Raw genomic sequence first — 2,800 nt, forward strand, 5'->3', positions numbered from 1 at the left:
GGCCAGGGGGCAGGGGTGCCGAACCGGTGCCGGGCTCGTGGACGGCCGACAGCAGGGCCTGCTCGGTGAGCTCGGCACCGGACAGCTCGCCGACGATCCGGCCCCCGGCGACGACGAGACAGCGGTCGGCGAGCGCGACGACCTCCTCGGGGTCGCTGGAGGCGAACAGCACGGCCGCCCTCCGCTCGGCGGCGAGCGAGGACACCACCTGGTGGATCTCCTGCCGGGCACCGACGTCGACGCCCTGCGTGGGCTCGTCCAGCAGCAGCACGTCCACCCCGTGGATGTCGTGGACCCACCGGCCGAGGACGAGTTTCTGCTGGTTGCCACCGGAGAACGCGCCCGCGGGCAGCTTCGGCCTGACGGGCCGCAGCCCCATCGCCCCGGCCACCGCGTCGAAGACCCGGCGCTCGGCGCCCAGAGCCCGCACCCCGTGGCGGGCCAGCGGGCGCACCGCGGGCAGCAGCGCGTTGTCCTGCGCGCTCAGTGTCGGGAACAGCCCCTGCCGGCGCCGGTCTCCCGGTACGAGAGCGATCCCGGCGGCCAGCGCGTCGGCGGGCCGCGCCGCCGCGACGGCACGTTCCCCGACCCGTACCGTGCCGCCCGTGGCCCGGCGTCCGCCGAACAGGGTCTCCAGGAGGCGCGTACGCCCGGAGCCCATCAGCCCGTACAGCCCGACCCGCTCGCCCTCGGCCACCGAGAACGAGACGGGGCCGAACCCGGGACCGCACAGGCCGTCCACGGTGAGCCGCGGCGGGCCGGGCGGGGTGTGAGCGCCGCGCGGAGCCCCGGCTGTCGGCGCCGACCCGCTCGCGGTGCCGCCCGGAGCCGACCTGCCCTCGGTGCTGCCGGGGGCGGGCTTGCCGACGGCTCGGCCGACGATCGCGTCCACCAGCTCGCGCCGGGTGCGCCCCGACATCGCCGAGTGGTGGGCCACCCGCCCGTCCCGGAGCACGGTCACCTCGTCCGCGAGGCGTTCCACCTCCGACAGCAGATGGGTGACGTACACGATGGCCAGTCCCTGGACGCGCAGGTCCTCTACCCGTTCGGCCAGGGCGTCGCTCTCGGCGCCCGACAGGGCGGCGGTCGGCTCGTCCAGGACCAGGACCGAGGCGCTGCGGCTGAGCGCCTTGGCGATCTCCACCAACTGCCGCTGGCCCATGGGGAGATCGCCCACCCGGTCGCGCGGCGAACAGGTGGCCGCGACCCGTTCCAGCAGCCCGGCGGCCACCTCCTCCTGCCTGCGGCGGTCGACCCGCCCGTACCGCGTCCACTCCTGGCCGAGGAAGATGTTCTCGGACACGGTCAGCGCGTCGACCACGCTCAGCGTCTGGAAGATGATCGCCACACCCGCGGCGATCGACTCGCGCGGAGTCAGCCGTGTGTACGGCCTCCCGCCCACCTCGATGGTGCCCGCGTCCGGCGGGAAGGCCCCGCCCAGGCACTTGATCAGGGTGGACTTGCCCGCGCCGTTGTGGCCGAGCAAGGCGTGGACCTGTCCCATCGGCACGGTCAGGTCCACGCCGTCCAGGGCCCGGACTCCGCCGAACGACTTGCGCAGTCCGCGGATCCTCAGGCTCGGCTCGGTCATGACGGGGCGTTCTGGGCGAGGAGTTCGTCGATCTTCTCGGTGTCGCCGTGCCGGACCAGGGTGATCGGCACCTCGGCGCCGGGGTTCGCCTTGCCTGCGGCGACCGCCATGGGCACGTCGACGATGGCGCCCGCGATGGCCTCGGGTTCGAGGGCGGCCGAGGCCCGGTAGAAGGTGCCCTGCTTGATCGCCATCAGGGAGGGCGCGGCACCGTCCTGCCCGCCGACGAACGTCCTGGCGTGATTCTTCGAACGGCCCGCCTGCTGGAGCGCCTTGAAGGCGCCGTACGCCGCCGCGTCCGTGACGCCGAGCACGATGTCGAGGTCGGGGTGCCGGGCAAGGATCGCCTTGGTCTTCGCCAGTCCGGTGTCCGGGTCGATGGCCTGCTCCTCGGCGACCACGTCCACGCCGGGTGCCAGCTCGGTGAAGGCGTCGATCATGCCCTTGGTGCGTTCGCGGCCCAGCTCGATCGTGCTGTCGGTGAGGAAGGCGACCTTGCCCTTCCCGCCCAGCTTCTCCTCGGCCCACGTGGCCGCCGCCTCCCCGAGCAGGGTGCCGCCCTCGCGGAAGCTGAACTTGATGTCGGCGCTCTGGTGCTCCAGGGAGCCGCCGTACGTCACCCAGATCAGCCCCGCGTCCAGCGCCGCCTTCGCGATGGGCTCGGCGGCCTCGAACACCATGGGGAACGACACGATGGCCGGGACCTTCTGCGTGACCCAGGTGTTGAGGTTGGTGGCCTGGGTGTCGGCGCTGCCCGCGTCGTTCGTGGTCAGCAGGGTGATCCCGTGCTTCTTCGCGCCGGCGGTGGAGAGCTTCACCAGGGTCGAGTAGAGCGGGAGCATGGTGAAGGGGTAGTCCAGGCCGATCTTCGTCAGCCGCTCGGCGGTGCCGGACGCCTTGCCGTCGCCACCGGCCTTCTGCGACTTGGACGAACTGTCGGGCGCCGCGCATCCCGCCGCGGTCAGCGCGGTGGCCGCGACGGCGGCACCGGACCACGAGAGGAACTGTCTGCGCGAGGCCGCGGACTCGACGGCGTACCGGGGCGTGAACATGGCGGGACCCTCCAGGAGACGTGCCCGTCATGGCGGGCTTCCGGCTGTGCCGACCAGGAAAGACGCCGGGGCCCCGCACCACCATCCGTACAAATACCGACTGTGCCCGGCGGCCGGGTCGGCCGGGGCCCGCGCCACGTTCCGGCTACGCCTGTGC

General features: G+C 73.2%; 2 protein-coding genes. Both read right to left on the reverse strand.

From position 1 onward, the window contains the following. Positions 1 to 1,591: sugar ABC transporter ATP-binding protein (locus FNH04_RS44200; protein WP_152791870.1), on the reverse strand; the 1,591-nt coding region annotated here is incomplete at its 3' end. After that, positions 1,588 to 2,643, reverse strand: coding sequence for a sugar ABC transporter substrate-binding protein (locus FNH04_RS44205; RefSeq protein WP_152791871.1), 1,056 nt, complete (start codon positions 2,641 to 2,643; stop codon positions 1,588 to 1,590). The genes FNH04_RS44205 and FNH04_RS44200, both read right to left, overlap by 4 nt. Positions 2,644 to 2,800 lie beyond the last annotated feature (157 nt).

The sequence above is a fragment of the Streptomyces phyllanthi genome (assembly GCF_009377205.1).
Taxonomy (GTDB): domain Bacteria; phylum Actinomycetota; class Actinomycetes; order Streptomycetales; family Streptomycetaceae; genus Streptomyces; species Streptomyces phyllanthi.